Raw genomic sequence first — 18692 nt, 5'->3', positions numbered from 1 at the left:
CAGCTTATGATTGTAAAAAAAATGTTACTAAAAAATTTTCGGCAATTTTATAAAGAAAACATAATAGAATTTGCTCAACATAAAAATCAAAATATTACATTAGTTTTAGGAGATAATACGAGTGGTAAGACAACGCTTTTGCAAGCATTTCTTTGGGTGTTTTATGGTGAAGCAAACTTCAGAAGAAAAGAAGCGTTGCTAAATTCAAAAGTAGCTGAAGAAATGTTACAAAGCAATGAAGAAGAAAATGTCGAAATAGAAATTGAGTTAGAGCATCAAGGGGTCGAATATACAATACATCGTAAATTAACTTATTATTTTGATGATAACGGTGTGAGACCTAATAAAACGAGTGAAGTGAGGATGACCTATAAAGATATAAATGGGGAAACGGAATCAATTGTTCCACATAAAATTCCTAATAAGATCAGCGAAATTTTACCGAAAAACTTATCGCCTTACTTTTTGTACGATACAGAGAGATTTGACTCTGTTGCGACAAAATCAGATGTGGCAAATTCGGTAAAAGGTATTTTGGGTCTTACGGTATTAGAAAATATAAGGGCGCATTTAGGAACTATAGGGCGTTCAAAAAGCGTAATTGGAAAATTATATGCTAGCTTAAACGAAAAAGGAGCAAAAGAGGCTAGCGAAGCATACGAAATTTTAACAGAAAATACAAAAGAAAAAAAGCGCTTAGAAGAAAAAATACAAAACGGTACAGAAGAATTAGAAAATTATCGTAAGTTAATAGCTGAAAAACAAAATATTTTGAAAGATTTAGCAGCAAGCGCTTTTTCACAAGAACAAAAAGAAAAAGCTGTTTTAAATTTAGAAAGTATAAAGGAAAAAAAGTATGATGCCGAAAACGCTTTTCAAAAATTATTTCAACAAGACATCTGGCAATATTTTGGAATGCCTTTATTTAATAGAGTTAAAGATAATCTAGAAGAAACTCAATTGGATCAAAAAGCTATCCGAGACATGAATGTGAATGCGATTGAAGACATTATTGAACGTGGCACTTGCGTTTGTGGAACCAAAATTGAAAAAGGAAATGCAGCTTACGCTTATTTACTAGAAGAAATGCAATATTTGCCACCTGAATCCATCGGTACATTAATCAAATATTTCAAAAAAGAAGCAGTTAATAATTATAAATCAGGGGAAAAATCTTTTACAGGTCTTGAAGCTACCTATAAATCACTTGTAAGTTATGACAATACTATTGGCGATTTAGAAGATGAAATTCAAATTCTGAACGATGAATTGATTCAACAAGATGATATAGGGGAGCATCAACAGCAGTTGCTTTCTTATGAATCTAAAATTCTTCATTTTGAACAACAATTAGGTATCCTAAACCAGCGTTTGGGTATTCTAACAAAAGAGATTATAAGTAATGAAGAAAAATATGAGAAAAATATAGACGTTTCAGAAAAAAATAAGGAAATTTATAGGTATTTAGCGTATGCTGAAGAAATTGTAAATTGGTCTATCAATCAATATACTAGCAGGGAAGAAGCTATTAAAATTCAACTTGAAAATAAGGTGAATGAATATTTCCAACAAATGTACCATGGTTCAAGAAGGTTAGAAATTACAGACAAATTTGAAGTGAAACTAATTACAACAGATTTAAAAATAGAAATTCAAACAGATGAATCTCAAGGTTTAGGAACTGTGAAAAATTTTGCTTTTATTGCTGGATTAGTTGATTTAGCAAAAGAAAAATTAGTTAATTCTATAGAAAAAGATGCAGAAGAATACCCATTAATCTTAGATGCACCATTTTCTAATGCAGATGAAAAACATGTAGAAAACATATCTAATATTTTACCGAAAGTTGCCAATCAATTAATTTTAATTGTAATGGCAAAAGACTGGAATTATGCTAAGAAATCATTGAGTTCAAAAATAGGAAAAGAATATTTATTAGATAAGCAAACAGAAGTCCACACGTTAATTAAAGAGGTGAGATAAACATGTTTGATAAAAATATAATAATAGAAGGTAAACATGCAACGTTTTTAGAAGAACTTGATAATCAAAGTTTTTTTGGAAGAATTATTGACATTTATATGTGTGCAGCGGTAGTTGGTTTCAGATATAATCGGAGGAGTAAGGTTGATAAAAGTGGAATTTATAAGAATCAAAAGAAAAGCATCTTTGCTGAACAAGTCTTAAAGGAAAGTTCAAACTTAACTTTTATTTATCGCTTGATTATGTTATTACATGAACAAGATATTTTAAGTTTAGAAGAACGAACTAAAAGAGCTTTTAAACATGATTCTTCGCAAGAATTAAATGAGTTACATGCAGAGAATATGAAAATTTTTGATTCTTATGTATTTGGTGGTATAGAAGTTTTATATGAAAAACTTGCTAAAGAAGGAATTACGAAAGAAGATTATTTAGCTAATGCATATCAATTTATAATTGAACAAAATATACAAAAAGAACCACAAAGTGCAGATGATTTAATAGAAAGTGATTACCTTTATTAAGAGTGCTTTTTAACTTAACTAATTTTAGACGTAAAATATAGGATAAGAAGTTTTAAAAGGCTGAAGAAAATTCAGTCTTTTTAATTTGTACCCATTATTAGTTTCGTTCATCCTAAATATAAAAAAATAATGTTTTATTTGTAAGCCCGTAATCAAATAACGCATATAATCTTGTAGGCATCTCCGATACGATAAATGTATCAATCAATGGAGGTGCTTTTATTATGTCTACGAACAAACCAATTATCGTCCCCGTTCATTTAGATCCTCTCCCTTTAGAACTCCCTCCGGGATCCTCGCCTCAACAAAAAATCGAGCCAACCTGTGTGATTAAAACAGCAGCAGTTGAAATCTCTTTCTTCAATGGCGTAGATGCACACCTTGTCCAAACCGTATTGAAAGGATTGGTGTTGAAATGAAAACAGATTTCACAAAGGTAAAAAATATTTATATTGTCTGTGGCAGAACGGATATGCGGAAAGGAATTGATGGCCTGGCGGCCTTAGTTCAGGATTCATTCGAATTGGATCCATATAGCGATGCTATTTTTTTATTTTCGGGTACAAGCAAAGATCGCTATAAATGTCTTTATTTTGATGGCGATGGTTTTGCTTTACTGTACAAGCGGTTAGATCAAGGTCGTCTGCAATGGCCGAAAAATGAGCAACAAGTCCGTAACCTTTCGCAGCAAGAATTGCGCTGGCTATTAGAGGGGTTATCTATACAACAGCCAAAGGCGATTACAAAATCTTTAAAAGGTGTCTTTTAATTACTTTGTATAAAATGGTATAATTATCCACAACATACCGAACGAAATGTGGTGAATGATTTGGAAAACGCTTCTATGAACAATGAACGGATTATACAACTTTTAGAAACTCAACTAGCGCACTCGAACAGACAGAATGAAGAATTAACACAGAAATTAGATCAATCGTTTAAACAAATTGAAGCGTTGACTGAACAAGTCCGTCAATTAACAAAAGCTTTATACGGTTCCAAATCAGAAAAATCAAAGTACCAAGTGCCCGATGGGCAAGGTTCTTTATTTGAGGATGATCCGTCTTTTAACGAATCTGAGCAGACAGAAGAAAAAAGCACCGAAACAATTAGTTATACGGTTAATCGTAAAAAGACAAATAAAAAACGTAATGATTCATTTGGAGAGCATATAGAAATTGAAGAAGTTCATTATCATCCAAATGATTCATCTTGCGATTGTTGTCATGAACCAATGGTCGAATTTAGCTCTGTCTTAGTTAGAGAAGAAGCAAAATTTATACCAGCTACACTAAAACGTGTACAGTACTTTGAGCATGTCTATGAGTGTCGATTATGTAAAAATGATTCTTTGAAAAAATCTCAAATTAAACGCGGCCAAGCACCAAAAGGTGCAATTCAAAGAAGTATTGCAGGGCCTACTGTTTTGGCAAAGCTTATTTATGATAAGTTTGCGCAATATTTGCCACTTTACCGTCAAGTAAATGAATGGTCAAGACATGGCTTATTAACAAACGATAAAAATTTATCCAATTGGGTAATACGTGTAGCAACAGATTGGCTGCAACCAGTGTACGAATTGATGAAAAAGCGTTTAATAGCAAAATCCGTTTTACATATTGATGAAACCTTTGCGCAAATTCTTAAGCGTTCCGATGGAAGACCAGCACAATCAAATGCTTATAACTGGGTAGCTCGCAGTGTTCAAAGTGAAGGCCCAGTGATTATTTTGTTTAAGAGTGCATTGTCTCGTGGTCGTGCGACCTTAGAAGATTTCATTCAAGGGTTCAAGGGCACCGTCATTTGTGATGGCTATTCAGCTTATAATCATTTGCCTGATGTTCAGTTCGCTAACTGTTGGGCCCATGTCCGCCGCTATTGGTTAAAGGCTGATAGTAACAATGGTCGAAAAGGCGTGCAATATTGCGATCAGTTATTTCATATTGAGCGTAAGATCAAGCATCTTTCACCGGAAGAACGTGTGAAAATTCGTCAGCAAGAATCCAAACCGATTGTAGATGAATTTTTTGAATGGGTGGATCGTTCGCCGTTCTTCGGAAAAAATGCACTTGCTAAAGCTGCTGACTACACATTGAATCGTAAAGTTGCATTAAAACGATTCCTTGATAATGGCTATATAGCCATTGATAATAACGCTGCAGAAAATGCGATTCGTCCAAATGTGATTGGTCGAAAAAATTGGCTGTTTTCTGTCAGTGAAGCAGGCGCTCATTCAAATGCCATTTGTTTAAGTCTTGCTGAAACTGCTAAAGCCAATGGCATTGATTTCTATCAATACTTGGTGAAATTGATGACAGATTTACCGAACCTGCCTTTTCAGCAGCAACCAGAAATTTTAGAGCGTTATCTACCATGGTCCGAAGATATTCAGGCCACTTGTAGAAAATAAATAGCCGACTTAGTCAAAAATCATTCGACTAATCGGCTATTTGCTGTGCGTACCGTTAAGGTGCGCGTTTTTTTATATTTCGGGCTTACTTTTATTTTGTGTTCTTAATAATTTATAGAGCGATTTTACTAGGACGTGTCTAAAAACTCTACCTTATTGCGTCAACTTGAAAATCGCAGCGATATAAACGAATGCCAAAAAAGAAGTGGCTAATTTGTCGTAACGGGTTGCCACTCGGCGAAAGTGTTTGATTTTATTGAAAAAGCATTCGACTACGTGACGCTCTTTGTAGAGATACCAATCGACAGACCACGGTTCTTTGGCGTTCGTACGTGGTGGAATCGTATAATGTGCGCCTTTACTTGTCAGTTTGTCGCGAATCGCCTTTGTACCGTACGCTTTATCACCTAATACGTTACTGCCCGCGATTGGAAGTTGGTCGAACATATCACAAGCAGGTTGGCTATCATGCACGTTTCCAGCTGTTAGTTGAAATAACAATGGGTTGCCTAACGCATCCACAATGGCATGGATTTTCGTTGTTTTTCCGCCACGACTTACACCGATGTGTTGGGCAACTTCGGTATCGATGGCGTTTTTTTTGCCCCCGCACTATGTTGGTGAGCGCGAACGCTTGTTGAATCGATGCTTACGTTTTCAAAATCAGGTTCGATTTGAAGCGCCTGAAAAATCAAAATGAGTGTCCCGTCATTGCGCCATTTACAAAAGCGCGCATATGCCGTTTTCCAAAAGCCATAGCGTTCTGGCAGATCACGCCAAGGTGCGCCACTACGCGCAACCCACAGCATCGCATTGAACATCTCACGGTTACTTCGTTTCGAAGGACGACCGGTTGTGTACGGTGGGAAGAACCCTTCAATTTGTTTCCACTGTTCATCTGTTAATTCGTAACGACTTGGCGCCATTTCATCCACCCCATTTTCTGATTTACACCATTGTATCATGGGGTGGAAATAGTTTTTAGACAGAACCTAAAATAACTAATTTTATATAAAGCGAATTTAACTTTTAAATTGTTTTATATTGTAAAAAAATAGTTCTTTATATATAATAGTTCTTGTAGTAGAAATTCTTATTACAATGCCTACTATGAAACTGATAGTAGTAAATGATGTATCAGACTGTCAAGCAATTCGAGGTTAGTTTCTGAACTTATTATCAACAAGCAGCTTCTTAATAATAAGTTAACTAGCGAATTGTTAGTCAAGTTAGTCGTTGTCTTCATAAGTACTCCTTCCAGATAAGTGAGAGCCATTGATACAGCTACATCGTAACATACTTGCATGAAAGAAAAGATATTACAAGATAAGAAATTATCCTATCATGTAATAAAAGCTGATCGACTACATAGTTAATAAAAGAGGGCAAAGGTGTAGGGTGTAGCCCCAGTGTCCAGGTTGAACGTCTAATTTTTTAGAAAAGTAATCAGGGCTTTAGTTCTTCCTGATCCAAATAATAGGGTGGTATATATGGTGAAAAATGAAGATGAAATTTATCAAAAGAAACGATATATACACTTTGATCATAGAAAAGAATATAAACAGGTAAAGAGCTATGTTAGTAATCCCGATAAGATTGCAAAACATAGCTTTTTACCATTTATTTATTTTCCAATTATTTTTGAAAAATTTTCAAAAGAGAAAAATATAGAAAAAAATAATAGGCCGGTTAAAGTGAAAAAACGTGAAATTATGTATGCAGGGCACTTAGATAATTTTATTTATAAACATTATTCTATTAAATTAAACAATAAATATAATGAATGGGTGCAGAAGCAAAAAATTGATGAATGCTCTATAGCATATAGAAATAAAGGAAATAGTGAGGAAAATTTTTCTAACATTACATCTGCTGCAGAGGTTATTAATAAAATAGTAAGTTATAACGAAGCTTATATTCTAATTGGAGACTTCACTAACTTTTTCGGGAGTTTAGATCATAAATTACTAAAAGAGCGTGTAAAGGTAGTATTAGGTGAGAACAGGTTGCCAGCAGACTGGTTTAATGTATTTAATTCAATTACAAGGTATGGATTTTATGACAAAGAAATTTTAATTCGAGAAAAAGGAACTGATAAGGATCTAAAAAATAATAGGCAGTATTCGTATTTTAAAAAACTAAGTGACTATCGAAAATTTAGTAGAAGAATACCTTGTAAATCGAATAAAAATAATTATGGAATTCCACAGGGATCTGCAATTAGTGCCGTATTAGCAAATGTGTATGCTATAGATTTTGATAAAAAAGCGAAAGAATTAGCAAGTAAGTATCAAGGTATTTATCGTCGTTATTCGGATGATTTTATTTTAGTAATACCTAAAGGGAATTTAACGTTAACAGATTTTATACATATGCGTAATGAAATTATTAAGCTATCTAAGGAGAATAAAATCGAATTACAAAAAGAGAAAACAAAAAGCTATCTATATGAACAAAAAAAAATTATTAATATCGATAAGGTAGATCATTTTCATTTAGATTATTTAGGGTTTACATTTGATGGGCAAAACGTGAGAATGCGAAATAAAAGTTCTTATAAATTTTATAGAAATGCATATAAGTTAATTCGAAAAGCGCATTATGTAAAAAGGCAGAAAGATTTAAAAAAGTTACCATATCGCAGGAAAATTTATCGCTACTTTACAGATTTAGGGGCATTTCCTGAAGAATATAATACTGAAATAAAATTAGGTGTTAAAAAATATGGGAATTTTATTAGCTATGCGGAGCGCTGTCAAAAATCGTTTAATAAAATTTCGCCCAACACGAATAACTTGATGATGGACCAAATGAAAAATCGAAAAAAATATATTGAAAAAAGATTGGGCTATCGTATACATACTAAAGTTTAATCTAAAAACCCTAGTGACTTCCAATCACTAGGGGTTTTTTTGTGCCTTAAATTTTAAAAACTCATAATATGTTTCCACGTCCTGCAGCACTTTTTGCAAGGTCTCCGCTTCCCCTTCATCAAATGAAAGGGAGGGGCTATTTTCGAAGAAATCGAGGATCGTTTTTTGAGTTGGTGTTATGTTTGCGTATGTATTTTTTTCGTCAGAATACCCTAATAAATAATCAATCGAGACGTCATAAAATGTTGCAAGTTTGAATAATGTGTCAAAGTCTGGTTGGGTCTGAGAGGTTTCGTACCGCGCATAGGTAGAGCGATTGATTTGCATATAATCTGCTAGTTCTTGCTGCGATAATTTTTTTTCTGTGCGTAGTGATTTGAAAATGGCTCCATACTTCATGCGACAACCTCCTCTTTTCTCTTAATTATAGGCGAAAGAGAGTCTTGAAGTATTATTTGTGCAAAAAATACACAAATAAATTGACGTGATACGATAATAACCTTATAATTTGTGTAATAACAGCACTTTAAATGATTTTAAGTGTAATAAGTGCACATTTTGTTAGGGTACAAATCGTATCCATAGCAAAAAATTAAAGGAGGCTCCATTATATGAATTCAATCCTAGCAGAAGGTTATGGCATCATTCCTAAAATCGTTATGCGTGATGAAAAGTTGTCAATTGAAGCGAAGGCGATTTATGCGTATTTAGCAGCGTTTGCGGGCAATCGTTTTGAGGCATATCCTAGTGTTGAGCTGATATGTCATGATTTAACTATTTCAAAAAAACGCTTATTGGCGCACAGGAAACAGTTAGTCGAACGAGGTTATTTGGACATTAAACGGCAGCGTACAGACAATGGTTTTTCAAATAATATCTACGTGCTGAAGCAGTCGGTTTGTTATAGTAACAAATCGTTGCCACACGAAATGGTAGCGGTACAGGGCGTAACCGAACAATCTGTAGCGGAACAACATGTGGCCACTATAAGTAACAGGTTTAATAATAACAGTCTTAATAATAACAAGTTAAAAATACAGCAGCTCACAGAATTTTATGAAGAGCTCACCGGTGAACAGGCACCTGCTCAATTAACGGCATTGCTCACAACGTATCAAGATGTGTCAGCGATCATGGAAGCGTTAAGGGAAGCCCACGCCAAAAAGAAGCCGCTACTTTTTTACGCCGATTATTTACTGAAAAATGCCTGGTCGTCAACGTCATTTGGTGGCACACAAATTCCATTTTAAAACAGAGGAGTGCTGAGTATGAAAAACATACGAGATGTCTTAAGTGCGTTGCAGTGGGACAAGTCCAACTACTGCATGCGGCATGACAGTGATTTTGTTTATTTACCCCCGACTTATCAAGTATCTCAATGCCCATTTTGCGGAACGGAGGCATTGCAGCAGCAAATCGAAGAAGCGGAGCAGCAGCGCTGTTTGGATATTGAGCGATTGGCGCGCTACCGCACACTAGCAAGGCATTCGATTATTCAAGATGAGACGATTCGGCATGCGCGCTTTGAAAACTTTTTAGCTGAGACGGAAGAGGAGCAACTCAATAAAGCGCTGGCTATACGAGCTGCTGAGCGTTTTGTAGCTGGGGACGTGTTTAGTGTGTGGATCCAATCTCCAGAGACCGGGTGCGGTAAAAGTCATTTAGCGATGAGCATCTTACAGTATGTCAACGAAGCTGCGCCGCAAAATCGTCAAACGCTTTTTTTAGATTTTGGACGGACGATGGAGTTAATGCGTGACAGTATTGGCAATCGAGAGAGCATGTATACGCAAAATTATTTCGTGACGCTTGCGAGTAAGGCGGATGTGCTCGTGCTCGATGATTTAGGGGCCGAGACGGGGGATATTTACAGCGATAAACGGGCGAGTGAGTATACGAGTAATGTGCTGCGGAGCATATTAAATAGCCGTCAGCATAAGCCGACGATTATTACGACGAATTTGAGTGGCCAGCGCCTGTTGACCGGGTACCGCGAACGAGATCGCTTCATACCACCGATGTATGACAAAAAAATGATGTCGCGCGCGATGCGGAAAGTGGAACATATTATCTTTAAAGAGACACCGGATAAGCGCTTGCTTGGGTTTTAAAGTCGACATTTTAAGAACGGTGGCAACAATGGCGTAGTTACGGAAGTCAACTAGGTAAATAATTTAATTTTCAAAAAATAAGTCTTTAAACTACCCATTCCTTTCCATTTTGTATTATAATAAAGAGAAAAACCTCATCTCTTAAAGGGAGTGATTTCGTTGAAAAAGTTATGGACGGTCGTCATTATGCTGTTGTTTTTCGTGATGTTACCGCTTCAAAGTTTAGGTGCACAGGCAGCAGCGCCAAAGATTTCGGTTAAGTCGTATAAGACAGAGCAAATTCAATATGCGGTTATTCATGGGGACAAGTATAAAGCAGTGAATGCGAAGATGTATCAACAAGCAAAAGAAGCGTATGCAACGCAAAAGGACTTAGATAAGCAGCTGAAAGAGGACCGGGAAAATGGTAGCATTCCAGATGGTATTGACTATGTGATTGGATTGACACCGATTGTAAAATATAAAACTTCAACGAAAATTAGTATTTTAACCCAAACGTATATTTATAATGGTGGGGCGCACGGTAATTCGTATTATGAAAGCTACAATGTGTATAAAGGCAAACAACTATCGCTAAAAGGCGCGTTTAAATCAGAAGCGGCCTATTTACAAGCGAAACAGTATGCGAAAGAAAAAATGTTAGCGCATCCTGGAAAATATCCATTTGCCGATAACCACACAACAATTGCTGGTCACCCGTATTATTGGGTAGCTTCTGGCGGCATTAAAGTAACGTTTGATCCGTATGAAGTAGCACCGTATGCAGCTGGTATGATGACCGTATCGATCCCAGCAAAATATATGATGAAATAACAGGTAGAGGCCCGGTTCCGCTGGGCTTCTTTTTTGTTATAATAAAGGCATTATGAACAGATTGTAGGGAATGACATGGCAATTTATTTTGAATCATTACAGGCGTTTCAGGCGAATGGCGGTTTGAAACAATCAACGATTACAGCACGGCAACTACTACCGGCGCTTGTGACGCATATTCAGCGCGGGGACCGGAAATTTTCACTCTACATTAATGGGCGACTACCAAAGCCGCTTGGTGAACTGTTGCAGGAGGCATTTACGATTTCGCATTTGCAAAAGCCGTTTCATACACAGCATTGCGCGCGTCAAGACAGCAAATATATTAGCGTGTCCAAAAATCGTATTAAAATCGACTTTTCGATGAAGTACCGCATGTCGCGTGAGCAGCACAAATGGGTGACGGATGAGATTCAGCGTATTTTAGCGCGGTTGATTACAGACGACATGAGCACTATTCAAAAAGTGGTGGCTGTCCATGACTATATTGTGCGCAATCATCACTATGAGATGAATACGACGGGCTCGCCGTTTACGGTGTTTACGTTTATGCATGAGAAGCAAGGCGTTTGTATGGCCTATGCGTTATTATTTGAAAAGATGATGGAGGAGCTTGGCATTCCGTGCTATTACGTCATCGGTAAGGCAGATGGTGAGAGTGATTTGGGGCATGCGTGGAATATGGTGCAGCTTGGCGGCGAGTGGTACCATATCGACGCGACGTGGAATGATTTAGGTTCGAAGATGAAAAATCACGAGATTCGCTATCGTTATTTTTTACGCTCGGATGACTTTATGAAGCGCGATCATCATTGGAATCCCGCGCATTATCCGCAGTGCTTGAGCGAAATGTATAAAGGCATGTCGAATTTTTATGATGTGACGTATATAGGTGATGCGCTTTATTTTCCGCATCCAACGTCGGCACAGCTTATGCAGATGAATGTTAATACGCGTCAAACAACGGTGTTGCTTGACGCTCGCGTGCAGTTTTGTACCGCTTTTGACGATGCGCTCTATTTTTGTCATGTCGATTGCGCGCGTCAGTTATATAAGCTCGAAGCGGGCGCTATTAGTTGTGTCGAGACGCGAGAAGTCGTGAGCATTAAACGGACACTCGGCGCGCTAGAAGTGTCGTTTCGTGACGGGGAGCCGCTGCATTTTGAACAGGCGCGAGAAGAAACAGCACAACTAGAGGCCCTAGATGTCCCACTAGCGGGTTTTGGTGGTAGCTGGTTTGGAAGTTATAAAGGGAAGGCACAACCGCTACGTTTTCATAGTGATGATGGCTTAGAATTGCTGCTGAGAGATGGCTATAAGCAAGTAGCCGTCGATATTTTATGTTTGGATTCACTGCAAATTTCTTTGACGGCGAATAAAAAGCCACTACAGGCTACGCAACCAATCATAGTAACATTACCGGCAGCACTTGCTGAGCGAGTAGGGCAAGCGCAACTAGAAATTACCGGCGACTGTCACGTGCCGTTGCATTAAAAAAAAGAGGATGGGACATACGTGTAAAACCCTCCTCTCAGATGAGCATAAAAAAACCAGAATCGCGCTGTGGCGCGGTTCCGGTTTTTTGTGGCGAACGCTAAAAAAGAAACAGGAGCTGTTTTGTAAAAGCCTCTTTTTAACTATGTATGTGCGGACTTATTAATAATATGCAGAAAAATAAGTTGACCGATGAAAATAATGACTGCAAGAATGCCAACGATCATGAGCGAAGTTAGGCGTAGTTCAGGTGTTTGTATAACACCGCGAGCATCGGCATGACGGGTATAAATAACAGTTGCTAATGCGGAAAACAGGGCAATCCAACATACATTTAAAATCCACCAAATAATTTTCATACGATGACCTCCCTACTAGAACTACGGATGAGTAGCTTAAAAAGTTTCAATTCGTTAGAAAAGGTGCGGTTTTTATGTTATGGTAAAATATGGAGGTGGTTTAGTGACATCACAAAAAGATTTTACACCCTTACTTATTCCTATTGTCTTAATTATTATTGCTTTAAGCCTCTTCGCTATAGCTGGTCAGGGTTCAGATATCATGCTATTTATTGTGCTTGGTATTGTAATGGATATTGGCTTTATTTATGCATTTATTTTAGCGTGGAAAACAAACAATCGCTTTGTGAAAATCGTGAGTATGTTGATGAATGTTTTAGCGTTTGTTGTAACGACAAGCTTCCTTTATTTAACTTTATTAGGAATGGGCATTTCTGAAAGCTAATAAAAAGCCGGATTCACGATGAAATCCGGCTTTTTAGTGTTTAATTATGCAAAACACCCTTTATTAAACAAATACACATCTCCAGGTTCCTCAAAATTATCGAAGCGAGGATTAAGTGCTAGTCCGAGTGCTTCTGCTGTCTTGATTGAAGGGATATTATTGTATTTTGTACGGGCGACAATTTTTGGGTTGGTGTCGATTGTATCGTGAATAAACTGCAAGACAAGCTGATTGGCTTCTTTTGTGTAGCCTTTGCGTGTGTAGGCAGTATCTAGTCGGTAGGCAAGATTAAAAATACGGCCGTTTTGCCAGTCTCGGTAGCGTACACCGCACATGCCAATAACTTCATTGGACGCCTTTTCAATAATGATAAAGAAGCCGATCTTGTCACGCTCCCAATCTTGTATCCATTGCTGTAGCATGGCACGCGTTTCATCTTTCGATTCGTGCAGCTCTCCTGAATGGTAGAGATTGGTCGTTGGATCCGCGTGAATTCGATACATCGCGTCTACATATTGTAAGTCAGGTTGTACGAGTTTTAAACGATTATTTTCTAACGCAATCATGGAAAGACCTGCTACTAAAACATATACCTCTAGCGTTAGATTGAAGTGCTCAAACAGGAACGTGCTCGCGCCGGCCGCTCCATTCTAAAGTACTAAGCGAGTCATAGGATAACTATTCGCTCAAGGTTTGTACCCGATAAATCGGCTGTTGTAGTAGCAGTTTTCACCTCTCTTTCGATATCTATTTTGAGCCTGGCTGCTACTCAATTTTCATTAAACGTTTGGCATCCATCTAGGGATCCCTCCATTACAAATAATATTCCCGAAAACAGAAGAAATAACGCGATTTTTGTAAAAAAAAAGAAGAATCATAGCGAATATGATTCCTCTTTTAAGTTGATATTACACTTTAAATGCGCGAACTTCTTCGTTCAATTGTTGTGCATTTATGCTTAATTCGGTTGCGACGACACTAATTTGTTCCATTGTTGCTTTTTGTTCTTCCATCGAATCGACGATAATGCGAATGCTCTCAGATGTTTGTGAAGAACCATTTGAAATATCTTGAATCGAAGCGGATACTTGCTCTGCACCAGCAGATAATTGTTCAGATGTTGCCGATACGTCCTCAATTTGTGCAGTCATTGTAGAAACCGATGCGGAAATCGTATCGAATGATTGACGTGCATGTTGAATGATAGTGACACCTTGCTGCACCGATACGAGTGACTCTGCAACAGCTTTTTCGACGTTAGCAGTATCTAGCTGAATTTCATCGGTTAATTGTTTAATCGAGTTTGCTGATTTTTTCGATTGCTCCGCTAATTTCCCAACTTCGGCTGCAACGACAGCAAAACCTTTGCCATGCTCACCCGCACGCGCCGCTTCAATTGAGGCATTAAGCGCTAATAAATTCGTTTGATCGGTGATGTCGGTAATAATATTTGTTATCGATGCGATTTCGGCCGTTTGCGTTGCTAGTTTCGCTACGAGTTCACTTACTAAATCTGTTGAGCTATTAATAGAAGTCATTTGCGTACTCGCTTCATTAACCGTTGTCACACCTTGTGTTGCTTGCATACTTGTATCATTTGCTGCTTCATTTAACGTTTGTGCAGACTCTGCAATACGTTGGACACCTTGTGCGGTTTCATCCATTGCATAGGCACTTTCATTTGAAGCGGAAGCAGAAGCAACTGCTTGGTCGGCCGTCATTTCAATTTGCGCGGTTACTTCTTGACTTGCCGCGCTCACTTCCTCGGTGCTTGCTGATAATTCCTCTGCAGCAGCAGATAGTTGTTCAGCATTTACTTGTAAGTTTTGCACAAGGTGATGTAAATTGTTTTTCATTGTATTGACGCTTACTGCAAGCTGACCAATTTCATCTTTTGAATGTACAGGAATATCATGTTGTGTCAAATCACCCTCAGCAACAATATTGACCATATTCGTCATAGTAGTTAATGGATTAACGATATGACGGCGAATATAGACAATAAAGAATAAAGTAATGGCTACGCTAACAATTAATGCAATAATTGAAATCCATTTTGTTAAGTCAATTAACGACGTTGTTTCGTCAGCGATGTCTTCCATTTTCTGATTTTGGTATGTGCGCATCTCATCGGCAATTTGTACTAAATGGCCATTTGAATCGGCAATTTCTTCAACAATAATTCGTTTTGCTTCTTTCAAATCATTATCGTTTACAGCTGCTCTAAATTGCTCTATTTGCTCGTTAAATGATTGATTGTATTGCTCCATTTCTGCCCATTGTTCTTTCATTTTTGCACTTACTAAAAAGTTTTTTAACTCAGCAATTGAATCATCGACACCTTTTGCACTCGCAGCTAATAAATCGCGATTGCTTTGTGTATCATCAATAATAATCGCACGCGCATATAGCCCTTGCTGATACATATCAATCATGATTTCATCAATTAACTGCACTTGTACTACGCGACTATGAAATGCTTCTTCGACCTTGCTATTAATTGCGACAATATTAACTACTGCTATCGAAATTGAAATAAACATAACAATCAAAATCGATATAAAGGCCATATTTAATTTTTTGCCAACACTCACAAAATTTCCTCCTCAAATTTAAAGTAATGCTTCAATTGCTTGTTCGATATCAAGCAATGAAGTATCAGGTTCAAAGCGCTGAACAACGCGCCCTTGTCGGTCCACTAAAAACTTCGTAAAGTTCCAACGAATATTGGGGGTTAATAAATAGTCTGGATAATGCTCTTGAATGTGTGCATGTAGCATTTTTTGTTGCATTGTCTCGCGCTCCATATCTGCGCAAGGTACTTCATGTTTTAAATAATTAAATAATGGATGCGCTGTAGCGCCATTAACATCTACTTTTTCAAATACAGGGTAAGACACACCATATTGCAGTTTGCATTGTGCGGCACTTGTTTGCCCATCTTCGGGATTTTGTTCGCCAAATTGATTGCAAGGGAATGACAATACCGTCAAACCTTGATGTTGATAACGTGTATAAAGTTTTTGTAAATCTTCGTATTGGTACGTAAATTGGCACTGACTTGCTGTATTCACAATAAGCATCACTTGGTCACGATACGTTTGCATCGATAAAATTTCATTATTAGGTTTTTGCACCAAATAATTATAAATGCTCATTAAAATAACCTCTTTTCTTTGTATATTCTAGTTCTAATTATATACAGTGTAAACTAAAAGACTATAAAGATGGATGAAGTGAGTAAATACCTTTTAAACTATACAAGATTGAGACAAAAAAAGAAGAAGCGCTTAAATTTAGCCCCTCTTCCGCTAGTGTTTATAATAAAATAATACTTTTCATAACAAATAAATAAGTTGAAACTGCAGCAATGATGCCAAACACAAATGTTACATATGCTGGCACTCTTGGTAGTAAAAATGTCGCTAAAAAGACGCAAATTCCAATCGTCGCGGTAGCTAAAAATGCTACAGCGACACCCGAAAAGGCAAAGTTCATTACGGTATCACCGTCGATAACGGCGCCGCCATGTAGCCACTGGAATACCGGCGAAACCATCGATTGTGTCAATTCGTGTACAGGCGGCTGTTGTTGCGTGAAAATAGCTGTAATCACTAAAATAATGACTAAAAAACTGCTTTCTACGCGCACCCATGGAAGCGGGTTAAATGGAAGCTCGCGTTTAATCATAAAGCGTGCCACCGCTGTATTCGCAAAGGCTAACAAAACGATTGGTATTAAGAAAACATGCTTAAAGAATAAGCCTTGTCCATAAGTTGTTAGCCACGATGTCATATAGCTAGGTACAAGTACACCCATTAACAACAGACCGCTAATGACGATTGTAAATAGGCTGGCTGCCGCCATAATTGAAAACCACTTTAAAAAAGCGAGCCAATTTGTCGTGTTTTTTGCAAAAAAGCTCACAACAAACAATGTACCTACCCATAAACTCATCGCCAGTGTATGAAGAAAATCACTAATGATGCCGGTCGCAAAGTCCATCGATGTCGCATGGCTTGCCCACGCGAGTGTCATCATTAAAATGACCATAATCAGGAGCCCAAAACGCGCAAACATACCGCGCGCCACTAAAATAATGAGCATGATTGAAAAGGCGAGCGTCATGACCCACGCAAGTCCGACCGTTGTTGATGTCAGGACGAGAATCGTCGCATCGACATAACCAAGACGCGCACCTAAATTTGCGATGACTTCAATTACGGCGACAAAAGCTAGAATCGGAATCGCGCTTGCACTCGTCAAGAGCCATTTTTGGGGCACAGCGATATCAGGACGTTTTTGTGCAGGCACGCTATAAAGCACAAAGGTTCCTGTTAAAATCGCTAAACAAATATAAAGTAATGCTTGCGAAATTTCGAGCATTATTTTTTACGCAATAAGAAGAATAAACCGCCGCCAATTACGACAACGAGGCCACCAAATACAGCTGCAAGCATGCCCATTGATGGACTTGTTACTTCATCGCTCGTATCTGCCTTTGGCGTGTCCGCTTCTTTTTCCACTTTTTCTTCAGTAGCTTCTTCTTTTTCTTCTACTACATCTTCTTTCTCTTCAGCTACTTCTTTTGCATCGACAGAAAATGAGTACGTGCCTTCTACTGGGTGACCATCGCCACTTAATACGTTCCAATCGACATTGTATGTGTCGTTATCTAAAGGCTCGTCAAATGTAACCGTCATTTTTGTATTGTCAATTGTCAGTTCTTTTGCATCCATTTTGTCGCCTTCTGAATCTGTAACGGTAATATCGCTACCTTTTTCGATTTTTCCGCTAAATGTAATCGATACTTCATCAAGCTGTTCTTTTACGACCGCACCATCTGTTGGTGTCGAGTCTGTTAATTCTGAATGTGCAAAGGCAGGTAAGCTCATTGTTGTTGTCACAATAGCTGCTGCTGCAACGGGAATGAAACGTTTCATCATGTTGTTACCGTCTCCTTTTAATTAAGCTATTAATCCATCATCTATTGTACAAGAAAATCATGAGTAAATTGTGAATAAATGTCCATAAATGATGCGGAATGTGTAAATGGTTTTACAAATTCACATGGCTGTCACAAAAGATACTGATTGACAGTCATTCACGTTTTCCGTTACGATAGAAGTAACAGAAGGGGGGCGCATACATGGCAAACAAGAAGGAGCGTATTATCGCTGCAGCACAACAAGTATTTTTAGCGCAAGGAATTGACAAAACGAAAGTATCTGACATTGTAAAACTTGCAGGTATTGCTCAAGGAACATTTTATTTGTATTTCCCAACAAAGGCCGCTGTTATGCCTGAAATTGCGAAACAAGTAATTGTTGAAATTCTGGCGTATTTACAACAAGAAACAAAGCAATCGACATCAGCAGAGGAACAGCTCAATGACATGATTGACGCGATGATGCGCTTTAACCTGGAACAAAAGGATCGGTTACAGCTTTTATATGCTGGACTTGCAAAAAGTGAGTACATCGGCGAATGGGAAGAAATTTATTCTCCGTTTTATGATTGGGTAACACAATTGATCGTGCGCGGCCAGCAAGAGCAGACGATGTACAGTGACTTGGACGCTTTTAGTACGGCACGTATTTTAATAGGGACGATTGAATCGACAGCAGAGCAACTTTATTTATTCGATAAAATGGTCGATGAAGCATTTGCTGCACAACAAATTCGCACGTTAAAAGTGTTCGTTCGTCGTGCCCTTGGTATTCAGTAAAATACTGAATGC

Annotated in this window: 20 protein-coding genes; 12 read left to right on the top strand and 8 right to left on the bottom strand. The window is 37.8% G+C overall.

The genetic code is table 11. The features are described from left to right. Nucleotides 1-6: 6 nt before the first annotated feature. The 5 genes from V514_RS0116560 (at nucleotide 7) to tnpC (ending at nucleotide 4917) form a co-directional block, all read left to right on the top strand. Nucleotides 7-1983, top strand: a complete 1977-nt coding sequence (locus tag V514_RS0116560) for an AAA family ATPase (protein ID WP_029500972.1) — start codon at nucleotides 7-9, stop codon at nucleotides 1981-1983. 2 nt (nucleotides 1984-1985) lie between these two features. Next, entirely contained in the window at nucleotides 1986-2507 is a 522-nt protein-coding gene (locus tag V514_RS19390; protein WP_029500971.1) for a hypothetical protein, read from the top strand. A gap of 224 nt (nucleotides 2508-2731) precedes the next feature. Beyond that, nucleotides 2732-2926, top strand: coding sequence for a hypothetical protein (locus tag V514_RS0116550; RefSeq protein ID WP_029497974.1), 195 nt, complete (start codon nucleotides 2732-2734; stop codon nucleotides 2924-2926). After that, nucleotides 2923-3276 (top strand): IS66 family insertion sequence element accessory protein TnpB, encoded by a 354-nt coding sequence (tnpB, locus tag V514_RS0116545; RefSeq protein WP_029499882.1) that lies wholly within the window; start codon nucleotides 2923-2925, stop codon nucleotides 3274-3276. Before V514_RS0116550 ends, tnpB begins: the two co-directional genes overlap by 4 nt. Before the next feature lie 60 nt (nucleotides 3277-3336). Next, on the top strand, nucleotides 3337-4917 hold the full coding sequence (gene tnpC / locus V514_RS0116540) for an IS66 family transposase (protein ID WP_029499883.1): 1581 nt from the start codon (nucleotides 3337-3339) through the stop codon (nucleotides 4915-4917). Nucleotides 4918-5070: 153 nt separating this feature from the next. Here tnpC and V514_RS20095 read toward each other — a convergent pair. Further along, nucleotides 5071-5843, bottom strand: a protein-coding gene (locus V514_RS20095) for an IS5 family transposase (RefSeq protein ID WP_152528980.1) whose coding sequence is annotated in 2 segments (ribosomal slippage) — nucleotides 5071-5528 and nucleotides 5528-5843 — 774 coding nt in all. Because the reading frame shifts where the segments join, the coding sequence is not laid out codon by codon here. 564 nt (nucleotides 5844-6407) lie between these two features. Between V514_RS20095 and V514_RS0116525 the strand changes: the two genes are divergently transcribed. Continuing rightward, a complete protein-coding gene (locus V514_RS0116525) occupies nucleotides 6408-7790 on the top strand; it encodes a reverse transcriptase domain-containing protein (RefSeq protein ID WP_029500970.1) in 1383 nt (460 codons plus the stop codon). A 27-nt stretch (nucleotides 7791-7817) separates the two neighbouring features. Here the strand turns inward: V514_RS0116525 and V514_RS19840 are convergent, their stop codons facing one another. Then, the gene (locus V514_RS19840) at nucleotides 7818-8189 is read right to left on the bottom strand and encodes a helix-turn-helix domain-containing protein (RefSeq protein WP_029500969.1); all 372 of its coding nucleotides are present in this window, start codon (nucleotides 8187-8189) and stop codon (nucleotides 7818-7820) included. 212 nt (nucleotides 8190-8401) lie between these two features. Between V514_RS19840 and V514_RS19835 the strand changes: the two genes are divergently transcribed. From V514_RS19835 to V514_RS0116500, 4 genes are all read left to right on the top strand, one after another. Then, nucleotides 8402-9040, top strand: coding sequence for a helix-turn-helix domain-containing protein (locus tag V514_RS19835; RefSeq protein WP_029500968.1), 639 nt, complete (start codon nucleotides 8402-8404; stop codon nucleotides 9038-9040). Nucleotides 9041-9058: 18 nt separating this feature from the next. Further along, a complete protein-coding gene (locus V514_RS0116510; RefSeq protein ID WP_081715085.1) occupies nucleotides 9059-9901 on the top strand; it encodes a P-loop NTPase family protein in 843 nt (280 codons plus the stop codon). 159 nt (nucleotides 9902-10060) lie between these two features. After that, nucleotides 10061-10714 carry a DUF3298 and DUF4163 domain-containing protein gene (locus tag V514_RS0116505; RefSeq protein WP_029500966.1) on the top strand — a complete coding sequence of 218 codons (654 nt, stop codon included), beginning with the start codon at nucleotides 10061-10063 and terminating at the stop codon, nucleotides 10712-10714. Nucleotides 10715-10789: 75 nt separating this feature from the next. Then, on the top strand, nucleotides 10790-12208 hold the full coding sequence (locus V514_RS0116500) for a transglutaminase domain-containing protein (protein WP_029500965.1): 1419 nt from the start codon (nucleotides 10790-10792) through the stop codon (nucleotides 12206-12208). A gap of 143 nt (nucleotides 12209-12351) precedes the next feature. Here V514_RS0116500 and V514_RS0116495 read toward each other — a convergent pair whose 3' ends face one another. Further along, nucleotides 12352-12567 carry a DUF3923 family protein gene (locus tag V514_RS0116495; protein ID WP_029500964.1) on the bottom strand — a complete coding sequence of 72 codons (216 nt, stop codon included), beginning with the start codon at nucleotides 12565-12567 and terminating at the stop codon, nucleotides 12352-12354. Nucleotides 12568-12646: 79 nt separating this feature from the next. Between V514_RS0116495 and V514_RS0116490 the strand changes: the two genes are divergently transcribed. After that, entirely contained in the window at nucleotides 12647-12952 is a 306-nt protein-coding gene (locus V514_RS0116490) for a hypothetical protein (protein WP_161630211.1), read from the top strand. Nucleotides 12953-12996: 44 nt separating this feature from the next. On the opposite strand, the gene V514_RS0116485 is transcribed toward V514_RS0116490, so the two are convergent. The 5 genes from V514_RS0116485 to V514_RS0116465 all read right to left on the bottom strand — a co-directional run bounded on the left by V514_RS0116485 (nucleotide 12997) and on the right by V514_RS0116465 (nucleotide 17898). Then, the gene (locus tag V514_RS0116485) at nucleotides 12997-13518 is read right to left on the bottom strand and encodes a GNAT family N-acetyltransferase (RefSeq protein WP_029500962.1); all 522 of its coding nucleotides are present in this window, start codon (nucleotides 13516-13518) and stop codon (nucleotides 12997-12999) included. A gap of 342 nt (nucleotides 13519-13860) precedes the next feature. Then, on the bottom strand, nucleotides 13861-15546 hold the full coding sequence (locus V514_RS0116480) for a methyl-accepting chemotaxis protein (RefSeq protein WP_029500961.1): 1686 nt from the start codon (nucleotides 15544-15546) through the stop codon (nucleotides 13861-13863). Nucleotides 15547-15564: 18 nt separating this feature from the next. After that, nucleotides 15565-16110 (bottom strand): glutathione peroxidase, encoded by a 546-nt coding sequence (locus V514_RS0116475; RefSeq protein ID WP_029500960.1) that lies wholly within the window; start codon nucleotides 16108-16110, stop codon nucleotides 15565-15567. A gap of 160 nt (nucleotides 16111-16270) precedes the next feature. Continuing rightward, on the bottom strand, nucleotides 16271-17338 hold the full coding sequence (locus V514_RS0116470) for a copper resistance D family protein (protein ID WP_029500959.1): 1068 nt from the start codon (nucleotides 17336-17338) through the stop codon (nucleotides 16271-16273). Next, nucleotides 17338-17898: a copper resistance CopC family protein gene (locus V514_RS0116465; RefSeq protein ID WP_029500958.1), complete on the bottom strand. Its 561-nt coding sequence runs from the start codon at nucleotides 17896-17898 to the stop codon at nucleotides 17338-17340. Before V514_RS0116465 ends, V514_RS0116470 begins: the two co-directional genes overlap by 1 nt. Before the next feature lie 203 nt (nucleotides 17899-18101). On the opposite strand from V514_RS0116465, the gene V514_RS0116460 reads away from it, so the two are divergent. After that, complete coding sequence (locus V514_RS0116460; protein ID WP_029500957.1) at nucleotides 18102-18680, top strand: TetR family transcriptional regulator; 579 nt, start codon at nucleotides 18102-18104, stop codon at nucleotides 18678-18680. Nucleotides 18681-18692: the final 12 nt, after the last annotated feature.

The sequence above is a fragment of the Kurthia huakuii LAM0618 genome, from assembly GCF_000505545.1.
In the GTDB taxonomy this organism is placed as follows: domain Bacteria; phylum Bacillota; class Bacilli; order Bacillales_A; family Planococcaceae; genus Kurthia; species Kurthia huakuii.
This window is presented reverse-complemented; position numbering and strand designations above follow the sequence as displayed.

Coding starts and splice junctions, on each gene's coding strand:
- V514_RS0116560 (WP_029500972.1), top strand. CDS start 7: ATGATTGTAAAAAAAATGTTACTAAAAAATTTTCGGCAATTTTATAAA.
- V514_RS19390 (WP_029500971.1), top strand. CDS start 1,986: ATGTTTGATAAAAATATAATAATAGAAGGTAAACATGCAACGTTTTTA.
- V514_RS0116550 (WP_029497974.1), top strand. CDS start 2,732: ATGTCTACGAACAAACCAATTATCGTCCCCGTTCATTTAGATCCTCTC.
- tnpB (WP_029499882.1), top strand. CDS start 2,923: ATGAAAACAGATTTCACAAAGGTAAAAAATATTTATATTGTCTGTGGC.
- V514_RS0116525 (WP_029500970.1), top strand. CDS start 6,408: ATGGTGAAAAATGAAGATGAAATTTATCAAAAGAAACGATATATACAC.
- V514_RS19840 (WP_029500969.1), bottom strand. CDS start 8,189: ATGAAGTATGGAGCCATTTTCAAATCACTACGCACAGAAAAAAAATTA.
- V514_RS19835 (WP_029500968.1), top strand. CDS start 8,402: ATGAATTCAATCCTAGCAGAAGGTTATGGCATCATTCCTAAAATCGTT.
- V514_RS0116510 (WP_081715085.1), top strand. CDS start 9,059: ATGAAAAACATACGAGATGTCTTAAGTGCGTTGCAGTGGGACAAGTCC.
- V514_RS0116500 (WP_029500965.1), top strand. CDS start 10,790: ATGGCAATTTATTTTGAATCATTACAGGCGTTTCAGGCGAATGGCGGT.
- V514_RS0116495 (WP_029500964.1), bottom strand. CDS start 12,567: ATGAAAATTATTTGGTGGATTTTAAATGTATGTTGGATTGCCCTGTTT.
- V514_RS0116490 (WP_161630211.1), top strand. CDS start 12,647: ATGGTAAAATATGGAGGTGGTTTAGTGACATCACAAAAAGATTTTACA.
- V514_RS0116485 (WP_029500962.1), bottom strand. CDS start 13,518: ATGATTGCGTTAGAAAATAATCGTTTAAAACTCGTACAACCTGACTTA.
- V514_RS0116475 (WP_029500960.1), bottom strand. CDS start 16,110: ATGAGCATTTATAATTATTTGGTGCAAAAACCTAATAATGAAATTTTA.
- V514_RS0116470 (WP_029500959.1), bottom strand. CDS start 17,338: ATGCTCGAAATTTCGCAAGCATTACTTTATATTTGTTTAGCGATTTTA.
- V514_RS0116465 (WP_029500958.1), bottom strand. CDS start 17,898: ATGATGAAACGTTTCATTCCCGTTGCAGCAGCAGCTATTGTGACAACA.
- V514_RS0116460 (WP_029500957.1), top strand. CDS start 18,102: ATGGCAAACAAGAAGGAGCGTATTATCGCTGCAGCACAACAAGTATTT.